The organism is Sphingobium sp. KKT206, assembly GCF_055640555.1.
Genome location: NZ_CM145764.1, coordinates 2,644,828 through 2,664,663 on the forward strand (window position 1 = coordinate 2,644,828; position 19,836 = coordinate 2,664,663).

The following is a 19,836-nucleotide window of genomic DNA, read 5'->3' on the forward strand; positions in this document are numbered from 1 at the left end:
TTATAGCGATCGGCGGCCTTGTAGGACAGAGGCTAGCCTTGCGGGCACACGGCGCGGCTGTCATAGCGCGCAGCCCCCTTCCCCGGAGATGAACCATGCAGGATGTGCCGCGCGCGCTGGGCCTAGATTTCGGCACGACCAACAGCGTCGTCGCCATCGCGACCGGCCAGCAGTCGGATCTTGTGGACTTTGTCGGCGATCAGGCGACCGGCGCGGTGTTTCGATCGGCTTTGTGCTTCTGGCATGAGGATGGGGCCAAAGGCGGTTTGGCGCATGAGGCGGGGCCGTGGGCGATCGCCGAATATATGGAATATCCCGAAGACAGCCGCTTCCTCCAGTCGTTCAAGTCGGTGGCCGCCAGCCCGATCTTCGAAACCGCCAACGTGTTCGAAAAGCGGTTCCGGTTCGAGGAGCTGGGCGCGGTGTTCCTGGACCGGATGGTCGATCATGCAGGCGGCGCGTTGGCGACCCGGCCGGAGCGGATCGTGGTGGGTCGGCCCGTGGAATATGCAGGATCACGTCCCGACGAGGCACTGGCCCGCAAACGCTATGACGCGATGTTCGCCGGGTTCGGCACCGACATTCATTATGTCTATGAACCGCTGGGCGCGGCGTTCAGCTATGCCAGCCGCCTGACCGAACCCGCGACGATATTGGTCGCCGATTTCGGCGGCGGCACCAGCGACTTTTCGATCGTGCGGGTGGAAGCCCCCGGCGCGGCGCGACGCTGCGTGCCGCTGGGGTCGGCGGGCATCGGCATAGCGGGCGACCGGTTCGATTATCGGATCATGGACCATCTGGTGCTGCCGATGCTAGGCAAGGGCGGCAGTTATCAGTCGTTCGGCAAGACATTGGAGATACCGCGCAGCCATTTCGCCGACTTCGCCGACTGGTCGCGCCTGGCGCTGATGCGCAACCGGCGGACGATGGACGAATTGGCGCGGCTGAAGAAAGCGGCGACCGACCCGGCGGCGATCGGGCGGATGATCACCGTGATCGAGAAGGAGCTGGGCTATCCGCTCTATGATGCGGTGGGGTCGCTCAAGCGCGCCTTGTCCGACGCGGACAGTGCCACCTTCCGCTTTTCAGGCGGAGGGCTGGAGATCGAGCAACAGGTGCAGCGGCGCGATTTCGAGGCGTGGATCGCGCCCGATATTGCGCGGATCGAGGCGACGGTGGACGCGGCGCTGGCCAAGGCGGGGGTGACGCCCGATGCGATCGATCGGCTGTTCCTGACCGGCGGATCGTCGCTGATCCCGGCCATTCGCGCGATCTTTCGCAAGCGCTTTGGCGAGGCACGGATTGCCAGTGGCGGCGAGTTGACCTCCATCGCCCATGGGCTGGCGTTGATCGGACAGGAAGCCAATCTGGCCGAATGGGCCGCTTGATCCGGCTGGTGGCAGCCCCCATTGTCTCGACATGGCCTTCCTGGATCGGTTAGGGCTGGCATGACTCGCAGGAAGATGATGACCCGATGAACGATATTTCCAACGTCCAGCCCGATACCCGCGCCGAAACGCTGCTGGATGCCCCCGATCGGTTTGTGAACGCGCGCGATATGTTCGGCATCGACGTCGACATGCAGATCCCGGCCTTTTCCCAGGCCGACGAGCGCGTGCCCGACCTCGACCCCGCTTATGTGTTCGATCCCGACACCACGCTGGCGATCCTGGCGGGCTTTGCCTTCAATCGCCGCGTCATGGTGCAGGGCTATCATGGCACCGGCAAGTCGAGCCATATCGAGCAGGTTGCCGCGCGCCTGAAATGGCCGTGCATCCGCATCAACCTGGACGCGCATATCAGCCGTATCGACCTGGTCGGGCGCGACGCCATCGTCCTGAAAGAAGGCCAGCAGGTGACCGAGTTCAAGGAAGGGCTGCTGCCCTGGGCCTTGCAGCGGCCGGTCGCCCTGGTGTTCGACGAATATGATGCGGGGCGCCCCGACGTGATGTTCGTGATCCAGCGCGTGCTGGAAACCGATGGCAAGATGACGCTGCTCGACCAGAATCGCGTGATCCGGCCCAACCCCTATTTCCGCCTGTTCGCGACCGCCAATACGGTGGGCCTGGGCGATACGACCGGCCTTTATCATGGCACGCAGCAGATCAACCAGGGTCAGATGGACCGCTGGAACCTGGTCGTGGCGCTTAACTATCTGCCCGCCGCGACCGAGGCGCAGGTGGTGTTGGCCAAGTCCGGCGAATATGATCATGAGGGCGGCCGCAAGGAGGTCGAGAATATGATCAAGGTGGCCGAACTGACGCGGCAGGGCTTCATCAACGGCGATATTTCGACGGTGATGTCGCCGCGCACGGTGATCAGTTGGGCGCAGAATGCGCTGATCTTCAAGAATGTCGGCTTCGCCTTCCGCCTGAGCTTCCTCAACAAATGCGACGAGGCGGAACGAGCGCTGGTGGCGGAATATTATCAGCGCGTGTTCGGCAAGGATCTGCCCGAAAGCGTGGCTGGCCGGACCGCCTGATGATCGTCGTCGAGCGGATCGCGCCGGACGGGACGGCGCACAAGATCAGCATCAGGGGGCATGAGATCGTCGCCGACATGGCCGCGCCCGATGGCGGGGATGACGGCCCGGACCCGCATGACCTCTATGATGCGGCGCTCGGCACCTGCAAGGCGATGACGATGCTATGGTATGCGCAGCGCAATGCCATTCCGGTCGAGGGCATTCATGTCGGCGTGATCCGCGATGCGAGCGAAGAGCGCAAGGGCCTCTACAAGCTGACCACGCGCATCGCGCTGACCGGGCCGATGACCGACGAGCAGCATGAGAAACTGATCGCGGTCGCGGCGAAATGTCCGATCCACAAGTTGATGAGCGACGTAGAAACGCAGATCGAGACGATCGCCGTGCCGCGCACCGGCGACCCGGAAGGCTGATGACCGAACGCTCCCCCATCGATGCTTTCAAGGATGTGCTGTCCGGCACGGCGCGGTCGATTGCGCGTGATGCCGAGGTGGAGGTGGGCTTTACCGCCGATGCGCCGCATGTGGCGGGCAAGGCGATCAAGGTGCCGACGCCGGGGCGCAATCTGCCCGCCGATCAGGTGGCGCTGGCGCGGGGTTTTGCCGACGCCAATGCGCTAAAGCTGCGCTATCATAACGCGAAGATTCACGGGTCTTCAGCGCCCGGCGAGGCGGTGGCGCGGGCGGTGTTCGATGCGGTCGAGCAGGCACGGGTCGAGGCGATCGGGTCGCGGGCGATGGCGGGGGTGCGCGCCAACCTCAACCATGCGTTGGACATGCGGCTGAAATCCGATGCGATCCGCCGGGCGCGGTCGGCCGACGAGGTGCCCTTGTCCACCGCGCTGGCGCTCAAGGTGCGCGAACGGCTGACCGGACAGGCGATCCCCAAGGATGTCGCGGCGGGCGTGGCGATGGTCGATCAGTGGATCGAGGACAAGGCCGGGCATGATCTGGATGCGCTGGCGCTGGCGATCGATGACCAGCGCGCGTTCCAGAAGCTGACTACCGCGATGCTGGAACATCTGCAACTGATCGACGCCGATGTGCCGCCTGATCTGGACGAGCCTGAGGCACAGGATGAGGGCGAAGATCAGGAGGATCAGTCCGAGGACGGCGACAGCGGGCAGGACGAGTCCGGCGACAGCGATGTGAATGCCGAGGCGCGCGCCGAGGACCAGGGCGGCGACACCGAAGAGGGTGAGACCGACTATAGCGACGAGTTCGAAGCCGACAGCGATGCGGGCGCGGACGATATGGGCGAGGAAGGCATGATGCCGGTCCGCCCCAATCGGCCCATGTCCGACCTGCCGCCGGGGTTCGATTACAAGGCCTATACGCTCAAGCATGACGAGATCGTCACGCCCGACGAATTGTGCGATGAGGATGAGCTGGTGCGGCTGCGCGGCTTCCTCGACCAGCAATTGGTCAGTTTGCAGGGGGCGGTGACCAAGCTCGCCAACCGGCTGCAACGGCGGTTGATGGCGCAGCAGTCGCGGTCGTGGGATTTCGACCAGGATGAGGGGATGCTGGACGCGGCGCGGCTGGCGCGGGTCATCATCGATCCCACCCGGTCGCTGACCTACAAGATCGAGCGCGATACCGAGTTTCGCGATACGGTGGTGACGCTGCTGATCGATAATTCAGGTTCGATGCGCGGACGGCCGATCAGCATCGCGGCGATCAGCGCCGACATCATGGCGCGCACGCTGGAGCGGTGCGGGGTCAAGACGGAGATATTGGGCTTTACCACGCGGGCGTGGAAGGGCGGGCAGGCGCGCGAGGAGTGGCTGGCGGCCGGGCGTCCGCCGATGCCGGGGCGGCTCAACGACCTGCGCCACATCGTCTACAAGAAGGCGGATGATCCATGGCGGCGGGCGCGCAAGAATCTGGGCCTGATGATGCGCGAAGGGCTGCTCAAGGAAAATATCGACGGCGAGGCGCTGTTGTGGGCGCATAGCCGGTTGATCGCGCGCCAGGAGGAACGGCGCATCCTGATGGTGATTTCGGATGGCGCGCCGGTCGATGATTCGACCCTGTCGGTCAATAGCGGCACCTATCTGGAACGACATTTGCGGCAGGTGATCGACTGGATCGAGAACCGCTCGCCGGTGCAGCTGGTCGCGATCGGCATCGGCCATGATGTGACGCGCTATTATAAGCGGGCGGTGACGATCATGGATGCCGAGCAACTGGGCGGGACGATGGTGGAGCAGCTCGCCGGGCTGTTCGATGAGGATTGAGGCGTGAGTGTCGCCTTTCGCCGTGAGGGCGATGACGAGCATATGGAGCCCAAGTTCGAGCTGCCGCTGCCGCCCGGTCCCAATTGGGTGACGGCGCGGGGGCTGCGGCTGACGCAGGAGATGGCGGCGACGCTGGAGGCGGTCGACATTGAAGCGATGGAGGAAGAGGCCGCCAAGAAGCATAAGCGGCTGTTGCGCTATTGGCGGACAAGGCGCGCGACGGCGCAGTTGCAGCCGGTGGCTGATGGCGAAACCGTCGGCTTTGGGTGCCGTGTGACCTATCGCCTCAATGGGCGGGACAAGAGCGTCATGATCGTCGGCGATGATGAGGCCGATCCAGCCGATGGGCGGATCAGTTTCTCCTCACCGCTCGCACGCGCGATGATGGACGCGGGCGTTGGCGAGACGGTGGATTTTGCCGGGAAGGCAGATTCGGTCGAGATCTTGGCGATCGCGCCGATCACGGAAGAATAAGGTCGAAGCGCGCAAGGGACATCCCCCGTGCGCGCTCCGATAAGCCTGCTGTTACGCGCCGCGGCCTGCTTCGAACAGGAACCAGGCGCGCTGTTCGGCCTGGTCGGTCCAGTCATCGACGACGCCTTCGGTGGCATTGTCACCTGCTTCGGCCGCCGCTGCCTTCACGACGCGGAAGGCTTCGACCAGCGCCAGATTGTCGTCGCGCAATTCCTTGAGCATGTCGGCCGGGCTGACGAAATCGGCGTCATTGTCCTTGAGGCTCTGATGCCGGGAAATGTCGCCGATCGAGCGCAGGGTGACATTGCCGGTCTTGCGCACGCGCTCGGCGATCAGGTCGGTCGTGGCCAGGATTTCGGCGGCCTGCTCGTCGAACATCAGATGATAGTCGCGGAAATGCGGGCCGGAGACGTGCCAGTGGAAATTCTTGGTCTTGAGATAGAGCGCATAGCTGTCCGCGAGCGCACCGTTCAGCGCCTGCGCAACGGACTTGGTCTCGTTGCTCTTAAGGTCGGTCGGGGTCTTGAGATCGGGGGCTGTCATGGATGTGCTCCTGTTTCGCGAAATGGTTTCGAACATATAATGATCGGCAATCCATAAGGTGCCACCAAAAAACGCGATCAGCCTTATGAAAGAAAACGATCAGAGCAGGCCGAGCGCCGTAATCGCCATGATGCCGCCGGTCAGCAGCAGGATCGCCGCCCCCGCGCCGCGAATGAGGCGCACGGGGATGGACGCCAGCAGGCGGTCGCGCAGCAGGACGATGGGCACCAGCGCCGCGATGACGCCGATCGCGCCGCCGATTGCGGCCAGCGCCGGGTCGCCCGTGCGGGTGGCGATGCCCAGGATGAGAAATTGCGGACCATCGCCGAAACCCAGGATGAAAAGGCCAAGCGCGGTCGTCAGGAACGCGCCGGTCGGCCAGCCGGTGAGCGTGTCGGGCATCTTGACCCGCCAGAGCAGCCCGGCGCCCAGGAACAGGACCGACAGCGCGAGGAACAGCAGCCGGGCATCCGCGCCCAGCATCGGGCCGATCCATGCCCCGGCAAAGGCGGAGATCAGCGCATTGGCAGTAGCGGCGACGATGATCCCGGCGATGACCGCGCCATTGCGGTCATAGCGCGTCGCCAAGGCGAGAATAAGCAACTGGCTCTTGTCGCCGATTTCGCCGAGCAGGCAGCCAAGAAGGGCGAGCAGCAGGGCGTCCATCAGCGGCGCGCGTTCAGGCGCGCAGTGCGATAGGCGACGGGGTGCGGCTAACGGGCGGCATCATGGTGGCGACCGGCATCTCCGTCGCGATCGCATCACGCATCAGGTCGAGATAGGACAGCACCACCGGGCCAAGGCCATGGAGCGACAGCGCCGATTCGAGCGTGCCCGCCAGCCCTTCGACTGCATCGAGGTGAAAGGCGCGGGCGATGTGCCGGATCTGGTCGACTTCGTCATGCAGGCGCACCACGGACACATGGCCGCGTTCACCCGCAATCCCGTCGACCCGGCGCATCAGGTCCGCCAATATGGCCAGCATCGGATCATGTCGCATGGGAAGCCTTCCCTCTTCTTGCCCCGATGGCGATCATGCGCTTATGGGGTTAAGGCCGCGTAAACCGGCATGACGGCGGCCGACGATCATGGCCCAGCCTTGACATCAACCCGAATCTGCCCCAAGGGCGGGCGCTGAAACGGGGCAGCCCTCCTCGACACGCTTGGGGGGACGCTTTTTCTTTTACATGATTCGACCAGGGATTTTGGGCCATGGCCAAGCCAGCAACTGTCAAGATTCGCCTCGTCAGCACGGCTGACACCGGCTTCTTCTACGTCACCAAGAAGAACCCGCGCACCAAGACCGAGAAGTTCAGCTTCAAAAAATATGACCCCGTCGTGCGCAAGCATGTCGAGTTCAAGGAAGCCAAGATCAAGTAAGCCGTTGCGGGCTTTTTTGTCCGCACGCCTGATCGGTTTTTGTTACAGCAAAAGGCCCGTCCCTTAGGGGAACGGGCCTTTTGCTGTTGGTTTGGTGAGCGGGTAGAGAAGGCGTAATCGATAGGCCCCCAGTCTAAAGCCCCTACCCTCGACGGGCAGCGGCTATCGCATATGGCACCCAACCTATCCAAAGTCGTCACCCTGAACTTGTTTAGCTGCGCTGGCCTGCGGCTCAGGGTCCATTTCTCCTCACGAGCCGCCGCTTTTGGGTCACGATGGATGCTGAAACAAGTTCAGCATGACGAAGAAAAATGGGATCCGTTTCATCTACGATAGCCCCTCCCCCAGACGGGGAAGGGGCTTGTCCGATCTTAGTTGCCGACGGGCTTGGCGTCGGTGCGGCGCACGACGATGGTCGAGGAGCGTGGCTGCTGCCCGGCCACCGGCCAATTGCCGGTCGGATGCTGGATGTTCACGAAGAAGGTCTTGAGGTCCGGCGTGTAGGCGAGGCCGGTGATTTCGCAACCGGTTGGCCCCACCAGGAAGCGGGTCGACTTCTTCGTGGTCTGATCGACATAATACATCGCATTATTGCCGAACACCGATGTCGTCGAACTGCTGGTGCTGGCGTCGGTCTGCACCCACAAGCGACCCTTGGGATCGATCCGCAGGCCGTCGGGGCTGGAGAAGGGATCGCCGTTGATGTCGCCCTTCAGATTGGCCTCGGCCAGGGTCGGGCTGCCCGCGAGCAGGAAGATTTCCCATGTGAACTTCATGGCGAGCGGCGAATTGCCCTCTTCCTTGAACTTGATGATGTGGCCATGGCGATTGGTCGCGCGCGGATTGGCCGCATCGGTGGTGACACGGCGGCTATTGTTGGTCAGCGTGACGAAGACGGCGCTGTTGTCGGGGGCAACCGTGATCCATTCGGGACGATCCATGACCGTACCGCCCGCAACGCGCGCCGCCGACTGGCAGTTGACCAGCACCTGCGCCTGATTGGCGAAATTGACGGTGGACGGTGCCGGGGGAGTGGCAAACTGGCTGACATCGCCAGGGTCAGACGCGCCGACGACCAGGCCGTTCTGGCCCCAGGTCAGCGCACGCCATTCCCCCGAACCGTCGGCGTTGAAGCGCGCGACATAGAGCGTGCCATTGTCCAGCAGGTCGACATTGTTGGCCCGGTTGGCCGTGGAAAAGGCGCGATCGGGGATGAATTTATAGATGCAGCCCGGCGTCGAATCGTCGCCCATGTAAATGGCGACGCGGCTGTCGCTATTGGCCATATAGGCCGTGTTTTCATGGCTGAAACGACCAAGCGCGGTGCGCTTCGTCGGGGCGGCCAGTTCCTGATAGGGGTCGATTTCGACCACCCAGCCATAGTCATTTTCGGGCTGGGTCGGATCAAGATAATTGTCGGTGGTTTCTTCGCAGGTGAGGTATGTGCCCCAGGGGGTACGGCCCGACGCGCAGTTGTTCAGCATGCCCTTGACCTGACCCGACAGCAGACCCGAAGCGGGGCCGCCGACGCGGTAAAGGTCATTGCCGGTATAGCGCTTGTTGAAGCGCGAGCCCGCCTTGACCGACCATTTGCCGTCGCTGCCCTTGGCGATTTCAACGACCGAAATACCGACGGCCGACAGAGCGAGCGCCTTCTGGTCAGCGGTTGCGGTCGCGGCATCATAGCTGCCGCCCATCAGGATGTTGAAGTCGGGATATTCGTGGTTCAGCGCCAGCAGGCCGCCTGCGTTCGCATCCGTACCCGACAGTTCGAAATATTCCATGCCGTCATGGTTGCCGCCAGCCCATTTCTCGGCATCGGCAGGCGTCGGGAAATTGCCCGAATAGGGGGTGCCGGTTTCGACCGAATCGCCAGCCTTCAGCAGCACGTCGACGGTGTAGCCCGTGGGCACCGTGACAGTGTCGTTCTGATTGGCGGCGACGCCCGCGAAGGTGATGGCGTAGCTGTCGGTCGGGGTGGGCGTTGGGGTCGGCGTGGGCGTCGGGGTTGGCGTCGCCGAATCATTGTCGTCATCGCCGCAGGCCGCCAGCGTGCCCAGCATCGGCAGGATCGACAGGCCCATCAGGCCGTTCTTGAGGATCGTGCGGCGGGCCGGATTGGCGGCGACGATCGCCTCCAGGCTGTTGTCGCCCATGGCGATGGTCGGCTGCGCGTCGCGGAAAGGCGCGCGCGCTTCGTCAGTCAGATGAGACATTAGGAATTTACCCCTGTGCTGTGACAGGCTGTCGGCCGGCGGCCGCGCCCTTGACCCAGGGAGTTGGCAGAGAAGGATGACGTGTCGGGGGCGTCACGAAGTAGCGGTGATGAATTTTGTATGACAAAACAGCGACGTGGCGGCCCCGTTTATGACAATAGCGCGCTGACCTGCGCGATGAAGCGCAGCACCGAGATCGGCTTGGACACATAGGCCTGCGCCCCTGCCGCGCGAATCCGGTCCTCGTCGCCCTTTCCAGCATAGGCGGTCACCGCCATGATCGGCACGGCCGCGAGGCGCGCGTCGGCTTTCAAGGAAATGATCAGGTCCAGGCCGCTGACATGCGGCAAGTGAATGTCGGTGATGACGAGGTCGGGCAGGAAGGCCTGCGCCTGCGCCAGGACGTCGCGCCCGTCGCGCAGCGGCAGCACGTCATAGTCATGCGCCCGCAGCAGATCGCAAAAAAGTTTGAGATTGAGTTCGTTGTCCTCGACAACGAGCACGCGCTTTGCCACCAGTCACCCACGATTTTAACGATCATCCCAAGGCAAGCACGCCGTCAACGCGGCTTTCCCGTAGAGAAACACCCATGCGACCCGACCAACCGAATGGCAAGCAGGATAGCGTTGAAGACGCGATGACGCTGGCGCTGATGGCGCTGGGCTGGACGCTGGCGGAGGAATCGCGGGCGGACCGGTTGCTGGCGCTGACCGGGATCGACGTCGAAACCTTGCGCGCGGGCGTGGGCGATCCGGCGATCATGGGCGCCATCCTCGCCTTTCTGGCCAATCATGAGCCGGACCTGATCGCCTGTGCCCAGGCGATCAACACCACACCCGCCGCGCTGATCGCGGCGCAGGAGATTTTGAGCCGATGACCCGCCCCCTGATCATCACCGATTGCGATGAAGTGCTGTTGCACATGGTCGTGCCGCTGCGCGCCTGGCTGGATGAGACCCATGCGGTGGATTTCGACATGCGCGAACGCGGCTTTGCCGAAGCGCTGCGCCACAAGGATAGTGGCCTGGTGCTGGAGCGCGAACATGTGTGGGAACTGCTGATCGCCTTTTTCGATACGGAGATGCACCGGCAATCGCCGATCGCAGGCGCGGTCGAGGCATTGGGACGCCTGGCGCAGGTCGCCGACATCGAAGTGCTGACCAATATCGGCGAACGCCATCACCAGCAGCGCGTCGAACAGCTCGCCGCCTATGGCCTGGACATGCCGGTCCATTGGAATAACGGGCCGAAGGGTCGCCCGCTCGCCCGCATCGTGGCGGCGCGTGCGCCCAGCGTCGCGCTGTTCATCGACGATCTGGCCGAACATCATGAATCGGTCGCGCGCCATGCGCCCGATGTGTGGCGGCTGCACTTTGTCGGCGAACCGGACATCGCCGCCGACGTGCCCGACGCCCCCCATGCCCATGCGCGGATCGACAATTGGGTCGCGGCCGAAGCCTGGATCATGGACCGGCTGGCCCAGGGTCCGGCCCCCCTTCCCCTTATCCCCACTGACGGAGCCTTATCATGAGCATCGACGCCCGCCTTGCCGAACTCGGCATCACCCTGCCCCAGGCCGCCACCCCGGTCGCCGCCTATGTGTCGAGCGTGGAAGCGGGCGGCATGCTGCATATTTCCGGGCAGATCTCGCTGGCACCCGACGGCCTGATGACCGGGCGCCTGGGTGAAGACCGCGACCTAGACTATGGCGTTGCCGCCGCGCGGATCTGTGGCCTCAATCTGATCGCCCAGATGAAAGCGGCGCTCGGCAGCCTCGACCGGGTCGAACGGGTCGTGAAGCTTGGTGCCTTCATCAGCAGCGCGTCCTCCTTCACGGATCAGCCCAAGGTCGCCAATGGCGCGTCCGAATTGATGGTCGATGTGTTCGGCGACGCGGGCAAGCATGCACGCAGCGCCGTGGGTGTGCCTGTTCTGCCGCTCGGCGCGGTTGTCGAAATCGACGCGATCGTCCTTGTCCGGGCTGCCTGATCGGCGACGTTTATGGTCGTGCCTGCCCTTGCGTAATGGCGGGCACGACCCAATTTTCACTTCCGTGACCTGTAAAGCCCGGCAAGATCATCAGAACGTGCGCCCGTGACGGAATGGGTCGCGCGCATTGCCGCGGGCGTCGCCGACCTGCCGCGTGATCAGTGGGATGCCTGCGCGGGATCGGCCAACCCCTTCGTCTGCTGGGATTTCCTCACCGCGCTGGAACGATCGGGTAGCGTTGGCGAAGGGACCGGGTGGCAGCCCTTGCCACTGGTGATCGATGGCCCCGATGGACGAATCGTAGCCGCCGTGTCGGCCTATGGCAAAAGCCATAGCCAGGGCGAATATGTGTTCGACCATGGCTGGGCCGATGCCTGGGAACGGGCCGGTGGGCGCTACTATCCCAAGATCCAGATCGCCGCGCCTTTCTCGCCCGTGCCTGGCCCCCGGTTGCTGCTGCGCGACGAGGCCTTTGCCCCGGCGTTGATTGCCGGTGTCGAGACGCTGGTGGAGCGCAACAGCCTGTCATCGGCGCATGCGACCTTTGTGGAGGCCGATCAGGTGCCGCTGTTCGAATCGGCGGGGTGGTTGATTCGCGAAGACAGTCAGTTTCACTGGACCAATCGCGGCTATGGCGATTTCGGCGATTTCCTGGCCGACCTGTCGAGCGAGAAGCGCAAGAATATCCGCAAGGAGCGGGCGCGGGCGGTCGCGGGGCTGGAGATCGTTCACCTGACCGGCCGCGCGCTCACCGAAGCGCACTGGGACATATTCTGGGATTTCTATCAGGATACCGGCGCGCGCAAATGGGGAACGCCCTACCTCACGCGATCCTTCTTCTCGCTGCTGAGCGAGACGATGGCGGACAAGGTGCTGCTGGTCCTGGCGCTGCGCGAGGGGCGGGCGATTGCGGGCGCGCTCAACCTGATCGGCGGCGATGCGCTCTATGGCCGCTATTGGGGGTGCAGCGAGGATGTGCCCAACCTGCATTTCGAACTATGCTATTATCAGGCGATCGACATCGCCATCGCGCGCGGAATCAAGCGCGTGGAGGCAGGTGCGCAGGGCGGGCACAAACTGGCGCGGGGCTATGCGCCGGAACCCACTTGGTCAGCCCATCATATCCCTAATCCCGGTTTCCGCCGCGCGGTCGCGGACTTCCTGGCCGCCGAGCGGGCGGGCGTGCAGCAGGACCGCCAATGGCTGGCGGAGCGGACGCCGTTCAGGAAGGGATAGCGGTCAGGCGACGCCGATCTGCGTCGTCACCATCCAAGCGCGTGCCTGGCGCTGCGCTTCGGCAATCTGGCGTGCGGTCATTTCTTCGGCGATTTCGGCGCGCATCGATTGGCCTTCCTCGCTGCCGCGCAGGGCGGCCAGGTTGAACCATTTATGGGCTTCGACAAGATCGACCGGCATGCCGCCGGTGCCGCAGCTATAGGCGACACCCAGGTCGAAACAGGCTTCTGCCGATCCGCTCGTCGCGTGCGACAGGCGGCTTTCCATCAGAAACTGCGCGCTCTTGCTACTATTGCCCATAATGTTCTTCCCCTTGCCCAGCTAATTCAATGGATCGACCCTGCGGTTTTTCATTGCGGGCAGGTTGGACCAGCATCCGATAAAAAATGGTTAATGCCTGCGGCGTGATTTCCTGCGAATGGCCCAAGGAACCGGGCGTAGTAGGGTTAATGCTGCCGGAGGTGAGCGTCAGGAAGAGACAGATAAGGGGTGGCGTCGTTTGGCCTTCATCCCCATAGCCATGCCATGGCCCAATCGTCCCCCCAGCCCGCAACGCCGGGCGAAAAGCAGATCGGTTTCCGCGAGTTCGTGCTGCTATGCGCGTGCCTGATGGCGATGAACGCGCTGTCGACCGATCCGATGCTGCCCGCTTTGCCCGCGATCAGTCTCGATCTGGCGATCCCGCAGCCCAACGACCGGCAATTGATCATCAGCCTCTATTTTCTGGGGTTGGGCCTTGGCTCCCTGCTGTTCGGCGTCCTATCCGACCGATTCGGGCGCAAAAGCGTGTTGGGATGGTCGATGGCGCTGTTCATCATGGCATCGATCGCGTGCGCGGTGGCACCGAGTTTCACCATGCTGCTCATCGGCCGCACCTGCGCGGGCTTTTTTGCAGGCGCCAGCCGAGTCGTCACCGTCGGCATCGTGCGCGACCGGTTCAAGGGCGATGCCATGGCGCGGGTCATGTCATTGATCTTCGCGGTGTTCATGCTGATCCCGGTGATGGCACCGAGTTTCGGTCAGGCGATCTTGTGGATTGCGCCGTGGCGCTGGATCTTCTGGGCGCTGGCGATCCAGGCGAGCCTGATCCTGTTGTGGATGCTGATCCGCATGCCCGAAACGCTGCTCCCCGATAACCGGATGCGGATCACGCCGCGCACGCTATGGACCACGGTCGGCACCGTGATGCGGACGCGCAGCTCGATCGGCTATATGCTGGCAAGTGGCGTAGTGATGGGTGGCCTCATCGGCTTCATCCTATCGGTGCAGCAGATTTTCTTCGATATCTTCGACGCGCAGGGATTTTTCCCGATCGGCTTTGCCCTGATCGCCGGATCGATGGGGGTGGGCAGCCTGATCAACAGCCGCCTGGTGTCGCGATTCGGTGCCCGGCGGCTGAGCCAGGGCGCGCTGATCATCTTCATCCTGATCGCCCTCGTGCATAGTGGCGTGATCTGGGCGGGGCGTGAAACCTTGGTCAGCTTCATGGTGCTGCAGGCGATGACGATGATGACGGTCGCCTTCACGGCGTCCAATTTCAGCGCTATTTCGATGGAGCCCTTCTCTAGGGGCGCGGGCATCGCTTCCTCCTTTCAGGCTTTTCTCACGACGGCCTTGTCGAGCGCGCTGGGCACGATCGTCGGCCAGGCATTCAATGGCACCACCCTGCCGCTGACGCTGGGCCTGCTGGTGTTCGGAAGCTTGTCCTTCCTGATCGTCGTCTGGGCCGAGCGCGGCAAGATGTTCACGCGGCCGAATATGAGCAGCCTGCGCGACATCGAGTTCAAGGCGCTGCATTGAACCTTTGATGCCAACAGCATATGGACGGACAGGCATAAAAAAAGGGGCGGTTTCCCGCCCCTTTTTCGTTGGTCGATCAGGCGTCCTGCCCGCCCGGCGTATGCGCGCCGGGTAGCGGCGGCACGGGTTGGGGCGGGATGCCCGCATCATGCTCCGGCACATCCCCATCATTACCGCGTCCGACATGACTGCGGCTGCGGCTATAGGCGAAATAGACGATGAGGCCGAGGGTGGCCCAGCCAACGAACATCAGCTTGGTTTCGACGCCCAGGCTCCAGAACAGATACATGCAGCCCGCAATCGCGACCGGCGCCGTGAACAGGATCGCCGGGGTACGGAACGGGCGGGCACGATTGGGGTCGGTCCGGCGCAGCATCATCACCGCGATCGACACGGCGGCGAAAGCGAAGAGCGTGCCGGAGTTGGAGATGTCCGCCAATATTCCGACCGGGAAGAAGGCCGCGAACAGCGCCACGAAGACGCCGGTCATGATCGTGATGACATAAGGCGTCTTGTAGGTCGGGTGAACCTTCGAGAACATCGCAGGCAACAGGCCGTCACGGCTCATGACGAAGAAGATGCGGGTCTGGCCGAACATCATCATCAGGATGACGGACGGCAAAGCGAGGCCGGCGGCCAGGCCGAGCAGGTTGCCGATTTGCGGCCAACCGATTTCACGCAAGGTCCAGGCGAGTGCTTCCTTCGAGCAGGTGACCGCTTCCGTGCCAGCGGCGGCCAGGGCGGCGCATTGCTGCGACAGGGCGGTCGATCCGGGCGCGAGGGCGATGCCGCCCTGGGCGATCGGAATGCCCCCTTCGGTGACGGGCTGCGCGCCCACCGTGCCGATGACGCCCGCGGCGACCAGCATGTAGAAAATGGTGCAGATGGCGAGCGAGCCGATGAGGCCGATCGGCATGTTGCGCTGCGGGTTCTTGGTTTCTTCTGCTGCGGTGGAGACGGCGTCGAAACCGACATAGGCGAAGAAGATCGAGGCCGCCGCAGCCGATATGCCGGAGAAGCCAAGCGGTGCGAACGGGGTGAATTTTTCCATGTTCATGACCGGCAGCGCCAGGACGATGAACAGCGTGAGCGCGGCGACCTTGATCAGCACCAGAACGGCATTGACCGATGCGCTTTCCTTGGTGCCGATGACCAGCAGCCAGGTGACGAGGCCAGCGATCAGCATGGCAGGCAGGTTGACCATGCCGCCATCAAAGGGCCCGCGCGTCAGGAGATCGGGGATATCCATCGCGAATGTATGTTCGATCAGGCCGACGACATAGCCGGACCAGCCCACCGATACCGCGCCTGCCGCGACGGCATATTCCAGGATCAAGGCCCAACCGACCATCCAGGCGATCAATTCGCCCATCACGGCATAGCTATAGGTGTAGGCGGAACCGGATACCGGCACCATGGCGGCCATTTCGGCATAGCAGAGGGCTGCCACGGCGCAGACGAAACCGGCGATGACGAAGCTGAGCATCATGCCCGGCCCCGCCTTTTGCGCGGCTTCGGCCGTCAGCACGAAAATGCCGGTGCCGATCACGGCGCCGATGCCCAACATCGTCAGCTGGAATGCACCCAGCGACCGATGCAGCGATTTCTTCTCGGCCGTCGCCAATATGGCGTCGAGAGATTTTACCCGCCCGAATATCATCAATGAAACCCTTTTATCGATATCTTGCCTGGGCGGTCGGTGGCCCCGTCCCCCTATGCTCTGATAGGGGAGACTATCGCCTAAATCGTCCCGCGCAAGTATGTTGCGTGGCGATGACATGAATGTCGGCAGTGAATAAGGGGAACAGCGTGGTTGAAGTGATCCGGGCGCGGAGTTTGGCAGACATGCCGCACGGCTTCGCTGGTCGGCGCGGCGGCTGTTCGACCGGGCTCTATGCCGGCGCGAATGTCGGGCTCGGATCGGAGGATGATCCTGCCCTGGTGCGGCGCAATCGCGATCTGGTGCGGGACGCGGTTCTGCCGGGATCGACGCTGATGACGGTGCATCAGGTTCATTCAGCGGACGTAGTGACGGTTGACGCGGCGGTAGCAGATGACGCTCGGCCTGCTGCCGATGCGCTTGTGACCGACAGGCCTGGGCTGTTGCTGGGCATATTGACCGCGGATTGCGTACCAGTGCTGTTTGCCGATCCTGACGCGGGAGTCGTGGGCGCTGCGCATGCCGGATGGAAGGGCGCCATTGGCGGTGTAACCGACCGGACGATTGCGGCGATGGAGACGTTAGGCGCTGGCAGGGGCGCGATCGTCGCCGCGATCGGGCCGTGTATTGGCCGGGCCTCCTATGAGGTGACCGATGCCTTTGCGCTGCGGTTCGAGGCGGAGGACGGGGCGAACGAGCGTTTCTTTTCGGAAGGGCGTGCGGGACATCGCCAGTTCGACATTGCGGCCTATGTCGCGGCGCGCGTGGCGGGCGCTGGCGTTGGTCGGGTCGAACTGCTCGATGAGGATACGTACAGCCAGGCTGATCGCTTTTTCAGCTATCGGCGGTCGTGCCATCTGGGTGAGGCGGATTACGGCCGTCAGCTATCGGTGATTGGTTTGGGTTTGTGATGAGGGCTAGACGCAAAAAAGCCCGCCTTTGAGGGCGGGCGTATTGTGTTTTTGTATGTTGGTTGCGGGAGGGCGATACAACCGAAGCCGACATCCAATATCCTCACGTATATGATCGAAGTTCCATATTTTTAATATTATTCAAAGTTTTACATCACTGTGAACACTTACTCCACAGACCGTTCCGCGGCCCGCGCACGGTCCCCATCGATGCATGATGTGTTTGCTTGTAACGGCTACGCGATTGATAAGTTTCGATCTGCCCTTTTCGCCAAAGAAAACTTGGCGGTCGAAATTATCAAGCGATTGACCCATAGACATTGTCGTGACGCCTCGCCGGTAGATTTCCATTCACTCAAATCCCCTTGGGCGAAAGGTGCCGGGAATTCGAACATCTACATTGTTCCGAAATGTGATGTCGTCACCATATGAAGTAGCCCCCAAAAACGCCTGACAGGCCCTCACACTTATGGAAGTGTGATGCATATGCCTGACCGTATGACCGCGTAGAGGTCATTACCTCGGTGCAGCGCCGTCGGCGCTGGACGCCCGAGGAGAAGATTCGCATCGTTGAGGAGACCTATTTGCCGGGGAACTCGGTGTCGCTGGTCGCCCGCCGCCATGGCATCGCGGGCAACCAGCTATTCACCTGGCGACGGCTGATGACTCAGGGTGCACTCACAGCCGCTGCGGCCGGCGAGGAAGTTGTGGCCGCATCCGACTACCGCGCGCTTGAGGCGCAAGTCCGCGAACTGCAGCGCCTGCTCGGCAAGAAGACGATGGAGAACGAACTGCTGCGCGAGGCTGTCTCCCGGGCCGCAGGCCCAAAAAAACAGCTGTTGCGCTCGACCTCGTGGCCCGAGGGTGGACGGTGAGCGGGGTTGCAAATGCCGTCGGCATGTCACGACCGCATCTCTCCGCAATGCAACGACCAGCAGAACGACGGCGTCGCGGGCGGCCGCCCTTGCCCGACGCCGAACTCGCCGCCGATATCCGCAGGCTGATCGCCGACCTGCCAACCTATGGCTATCGGCGCGTGCATGCCCTGCTGCGCCGCGAGGCGGAAAAAAACGGGCGCGCAGCGCCCAATCCAAAGCGCGTCTACCGAGTCATGAAGCTGCATGGCTTACTGCTCCAGCGCCACGCCGGACGCCGCGAGGAACGCCGGCATGACGGCAAGATCGCCGTCGTCACTCGCAATACACGCTGGTGTTCGGACGGCCTCGAGATCGGCTGCGACAATGGCGAGAAGGTCCGCGTCGCCTTGGCCCTCGACTGCTGCGACCGGGAGGCGATGGGATATGTGGCCACTACCGGCGGCATCACCGCCGAGGACGTGCGCGACCTCATGGTTGCCACCGTCGAGCATCGCTTCGGCCAGGTGAACAAGCTGCCCCACACCATCGAATGGCTGACTGATAACGGCAGCTGCTACACTGCCCAAGATACAAGGCGCTTCGCGCGCGACATCGGCCTGGCACCACGCACCACGCCGGTCGAAAGTCCGCAGAGCAACGGAATGGCCGAGGCTTTCGTCCGGACCCTCAAACGAGACTACGCCCGCGTCAGCCCGCTACCCAACGCACAGGCCGTCATCGACCAGCTGCCAAAATGGCTCGACCACTATAATGGCGTGCATCCGCATCGCGCTCTAGGCTACAGATCGCCAAGAGAGTTTATCGAACGTTCAACCCGTGAGGAACTGTCCGGCCTTTAGGGGGCAACAACACCATACAGGGCACGCTCCTAAACAATTTAACATACCTATTATTATCGCGCCGGAATTTTTCTCATGGTGGATTCTAGATCGAAGTGCGAAATCCTAGGATTTATAGGGGTTTGATCCCTTTTCCAGGAAGGCACATGATGAACGGCTATCAGCATCTGGGTTTGGACGAGCGGCGACAGATTTATCAATTGGCTGCAACCGGGCGGTCCGTGCAGCAGATAGCAGCGGCGCTGCAGCGACATCGTTCGACCATCTATCGTGAGCTCAAACGCAACCGGCATCTCGATGACGAGCCAATGTTTCGTGGCTATTTTCCGACCGCCGCACAAACGATGGCGGACAGGCGCCGGGTGCGTGGTGGCAAGATTGCCCGAAAGCCCGAGCTTGCCGCCTATATCGCCGACCGCTTGTCAGCAGCTTGGTCGCCCGAGCAGATTGCGGGATATCTTCGGCGCCATCGCGGTATTCGTGAAGCCGTCTGTCATGAGACCATCTACCAGTTCGTCTATGGGCCGGACGGACGAAGCCAAGGCCTGTGGCGCCTTTTGCCTGTTGCCCGTCGATCTCGACGTCAACGCTATGCGCGTAAGCCCCGCGGTCTGCATATTCCCTTGGTCAACACCATTGGCAAACGCCCTTCCGAAATCGGTAATCGCAGCAGCTTTGGTCATTGGGAAGGCGACCTGATGATCTTCAGGTTGGAATATGGCAAAGCCAACCTCACCTCGTTAGTCGAGCGCCGCAGCCGGTTTACTATCCTCGCCCGCAATCCCAGTCGGCATTCCGCCGGCGTCATGTCGGGAATCCAGCACCACTTGCACATGCTGCCCCCTTCCCTGCGTCAGAGCATCACCTTTGACCGGGGAACGGAATTTGCTGCCTTTGCGACACTCCAGAAGAAACTCGCGATGACGAGCTATTTCTGCCTGCCATCGGCACCCTGGCAAAAGGGCAGCGTGGAAAACAGCAACGGTCGCATACGGCGCTTCCTGCCGTCTGACACGGACCTGGCATTGCTATCGGATAAGGAAATCGAGGCCGTTGCTGATCGCATCAACAGCACCCCTCGCAAATGCCTGAACTATCGCACCCCGCATGACGTTCTGGGAGAGCAAATCAAGCTCCTCAAGGCCCGATAGATTTTGCCATCCAGGGTGGGGCTCGCCCCACCCTGG

Annotated in this window: 21 protein-coding genes; 14 read left to right on the top strand and 7 right to left on the bottom strand. The window is 62.7% G+C overall.

The features are described from left to right. Positions 1–95 precede the first annotated feature (95 nt). The 5 genes from ACZ2HM_RS12815 to ACZ2HM_RS12835 all read left to right on the top strand — a co-directional run bounded on the left by ACZ2HM_RS12815 (position 96) and on the right by ACZ2HM_RS12835 (position 5,198). The gene (locus tag ACZ2HM_RS12815; protein ID WP_470425385.1) at positions 96–1,388 is read left to right on the top strand and encodes an Hsp70 family protein; all 1,293 of its coding nucleotides are present in this window, start codon (positions 96–98) and stop codon (positions 1,386–1,388) included. Between the two features lie 86 nt (positions 1,389–1,474). Beyond that, a complete protein-coding gene (gene cobS / locus ACZ2HM_RS12820) occupies positions 1,475–2,482 on the top strand; it encodes a cobaltochelatase subunit CobS (RefSeq protein ID WP_470425386.1) in 1,008 nt (335 codons plus the stop codon). Beyond that, a complete protein-coding gene (locus tag ACZ2HM_RS12825; RefSeq protein WP_037472770.1) occupies positions 2,482–2,898 on the top strand; it encodes an OsmC family protein in 417 nt (138 codons plus the stop codon). The genes cobS and ACZ2HM_RS12825 overlap by 1 nt, the downstream gene beginning before the upstream one ends. Then, entirely contained in the window at positions 2,898–4,724 is a 1,827-nt protein-coding gene (cobT, locus tag ACZ2HM_RS12830; RefSeq protein ID WP_310226896.1) for a cobaltochelatase subunit CobT, read from the top strand. The genes ACZ2HM_RS12825 and cobT overlap by 1 nt, the downstream gene beginning before the upstream one ends. A 3-nt stretch (positions 4,725–4,727) precedes the next feature. Then, on the top strand, positions 4,728–5,198 hold the full coding sequence (locus tag ACZ2HM_RS12835) for a GreA/GreB family elongation factor (protein WP_470425387.1): 471 nt from the start codon (positions 4,728–4,730) through the stop codon (positions 5,196–5,198). 51 nt (positions 5,199–5,249) lie between these two features. On the opposite strand, the gene ACZ2HM_RS12840 is transcribed toward ACZ2HM_RS12835, so the two are convergent. The 3 genes from ACZ2HM_RS12840 to ACZ2HM_RS12850 form a co-directional block, all read right to left on the bottom strand. Continuing rightward, positions 5,250–5,741, bottom strand: a complete 492-nt coding sequence (locus ACZ2HM_RS12840; RefSeq protein ID WP_096062238.1) for a Dps family protein — start codon at positions 5,739–5,741, stop codon at positions 5,250–5,252. A gap of 99 nt (positions 5,742–5,840) precedes the next feature. Continuing rightward, positions 5,841–6,407: a TMEM165/GDT1 family protein gene (locus tag ACZ2HM_RS12845; protein WP_333974116.1), complete on the bottom strand. Its 567-nt coding sequence runs from the start codon at positions 6,405–6,407 to the stop codon at positions 5,841–5,843. Positions 6,408–6,420: 13 nt separating this feature from the next. After that, positions 6,421–6,741: a hypothetical protein gene (locus tag ACZ2HM_RS12850; RefSeq protein WP_470425388.1), complete on the bottom strand. Its 321-nt coding sequence runs from the start codon at positions 6,739–6,741 to the stop codon at positions 6,421–6,423. A gap of 212 nt (positions 6,742–6,953) precedes the next feature. Between ACZ2HM_RS12850 and rpmG the strand changes: the two genes are divergently transcribed. Then, positions 6,954–7,121, top strand: a complete 168-nt coding sequence (rpmG, locus tag ACZ2HM_RS12855) for a 50S ribosomal protein L33 (protein WP_037472289.1) — start codon at positions 6,954–6,956, stop codon at positions 7,119–7,121. 371 nt (positions 7,122–7,492) lie between these two features. Here rpmG and ACZ2HM_RS12860 read toward each other — a convergent pair whose 3' ends face one another. Together ACZ2HM_RS12860 and ACZ2HM_RS12865 are read right to left on the bottom strand one after the other, a co-directional pair. Further along, positions 7,493–9,337, bottom strand: coding sequence for a PhoX family protein (locus ACZ2HM_RS12860; RefSeq protein WP_470425389.1), 1,845 nt, complete (start codon positions 9,335–9,337; stop codon positions 7,493–7,495). Positions 9,338–9,486: 149 nt separating this feature from the next. After that, positions 9,487–9,852 (bottom strand): response regulator, encoded by a 366-nt coding sequence (locus ACZ2HM_RS12865; RefSeq protein ID WP_470425390.1) that lies wholly within the window; start codon positions 9,850–9,852, stop codon positions 9,487–9,489. Positions 9,853–9,926: 74 nt separating this feature from the next. Between ACZ2HM_RS12865 and ACZ2HM_RS12870 the strand changes: the two genes are divergently transcribed. From ACZ2HM_RS12870 to ACZ2HM_RS12885, 4 genes are all read left to right on the top strand, one after another. Beyond that, positions 9,927–10,214 (top strand): DUF3572 domain-containing protein, encoded by a 288-nt coding sequence (locus ACZ2HM_RS12870; RefSeq protein WP_470425391.1) that lies wholly within the window; start codon positions 9,927–9,929, stop codon positions 10,212–10,214. Next, the gene (locus ACZ2HM_RS12875; RefSeq protein ID WP_470425392.1) at positions 10,211–10,867 is read left to right on the top strand and encodes an HAD family hydrolase; all 657 of its coding nucleotides are present in this window, start codon (positions 10,211–10,213) and stop codon (positions 10,865–10,867) included. The genes ACZ2HM_RS12870 and ACZ2HM_RS12875 overlap by 4 nt, the downstream gene beginning before the upstream one ends. Continuing rightward, positions 10,864–11,325 (top strand): RidA family protein, encoded by a 462-nt coding sequence (locus ACZ2HM_RS12880; protein ID WP_037477227.1) that lies wholly within the window; start codon positions 10,864–10,866, stop codon positions 11,323–11,325. The genes ACZ2HM_RS12875 and ACZ2HM_RS12880 overlap by 4 nt, the downstream gene beginning before the upstream one ends. Positions 11,326–11,430: 105 nt before the next feature. Continuing rightward, positions 11,431–12,561, top strand: a complete 1,131-nt coding sequence (locus tag ACZ2HM_RS12885) for a GNAT family N-acetyltransferase (protein ID WP_037477230.1) — start codon at positions 11,431–11,433, stop codon at positions 12,559–12,561. Positions 12,562–12,564: 3 nt separating this feature from the next. Here ACZ2HM_RS12885 and ACZ2HM_RS12890 read toward each other — a convergent pair whose 3' ends face one another. After that, positions 12,565–12,861: an SEL1-like repeat protein gene (locus tag ACZ2HM_RS12890; RefSeq protein ID WP_037477232.1), complete on the bottom strand. Its 297-nt coding sequence runs from the start codon at positions 12,859–12,861 to the stop codon at positions 12,565–12,567. Positions 12,862–13,086: 225 nt separating this feature from the next. Here ACZ2HM_RS12890 and ACZ2HM_RS12895 point away from each other — a divergent pair, with 225 nt between their 5' ends. Further along, positions 13,087–14,361 (top strand): multidrug effflux MFS transporter, encoded by a 1,275-nt coding sequence (locus ACZ2HM_RS12895; protein WP_470425393.1) that lies wholly within the window; start codon positions 13,087–13,089, stop codon positions 14,359–14,361. Positions 14,362–14,437: 76 nt separating this feature from the next. Here ACZ2HM_RS12895 and ACZ2HM_RS12900 read toward each other — a convergent pair whose 3' ends face one another. Continuing rightward, entirely contained in the window at positions 14,438–16,021 is a 1,584-nt protein-coding gene (locus ACZ2HM_RS12900; RefSeq protein ID WP_333974131.1) for an amino acid permease, read from the bottom strand. Between the two features lie 149 nt (positions 16,022–16,170). Between ACZ2HM_RS12900 and pgeF the strand changes: the two genes are divergently transcribed. The 3 genes from pgeF (at position 16,171) to ACZ2HM_RS12915 (ending at position 19,800) form a co-directional block, all read left to right on the top strand. After that, positions 16,171–16,932, top strand: coding sequence for a peptidoglycan editing factor PgeF (gene pgeF, locus ACZ2HM_RS12905; protein WP_470425394.1), 762 nt, complete (start codon positions 16,171–16,173; stop codon positions 16,930–16,932). A gap of 515 nt (positions 16,933–17,447) precedes the next feature. Continuing rightward, positions 17,448–18,649, top strand: a protein-coding gene (locus tag ACZ2HM_RS12910) for an IS3 family transposase (protein WP_119744648.1) whose coding sequence is annotated in 2 segments (ribosomal slippage) — positions 17,448–17,750 and positions 17,753–18,649 — 1,200 coding nt in all. Because the reading frame shifts where the segments join, the coding sequence is not laid out codon by codon here. 146 nt (positions 18,650–18,795) lie between these two features. Continuing rightward, the gene (locus ACZ2HM_RS12915; RefSeq protein WP_086486392.1) at positions 18,796–19,800 is read left to right on the top strand and encodes an IS30 family transposase; all 1,005 of its coding nucleotides are present in this window, start codon (positions 18,796–18,798) and stop codon (positions 19,798–19,800) included. The last annotated feature ends 36 nt before the right edge of the window (positions 19,801–19,836 follow it).